The sequence below is a fragment of the Gilvimarinus sp. 1_MG-2023 genome, from assembly GCF_030548285.1.
On sequence record NZ_JAUOSC010000203.1, the window covers coordinates 1 to 421 of the forward strand.

At 54.4% G+C, this 421-nt stretch carries 1 protein-coding gene; it reads left to right on the top strand.

Annotated features, from left to right (window positions below; all coding sequences use genetic code 11):
* The coding region (locus Q4563_RS16430; protein ID WP_303605244.1) for a hypothetical protein at window positions 1-421 on the top strand (421 nt) is incomplete at its 5' end.

Sequence of the window (421 nt, forward strand, 5' to 3'; positions counted from 1 at the left end):
GATCACTCCGTCAGGAGATGGCTGGCGTGCGGATGGTTATCTTGAATATCACCATGACCACTTTCCGCTGGATATTCGCGGCAAATCGGAGTCGGCAGTTATTGCTGCACTGGCCGAGGCAGTGAGTGGCTATTTTTCCAGTCGCTACGGCGTGGTGACTTCAGCAGCCGATTTGGCAATAGAGCAACAGACGCTGACCATACAGCAGGTTAGCCGCTACGACGATTATCGGGCTGTGTTGGCATTACTGGCTTCGGTATCCGGAGTAGAGCAGGTGTCGGTTCTGGGCGTTCGTGGCGACAGTCTCGATCTGGGGCTGACGCTGAATGCCAGTTGGTCGCAGGTGCTGACTAATATCCGTTTTGACCGTCGAGTCAGTGATAGCAACTTGCCGGATACACTGCTCTGGATGGGGCATTAA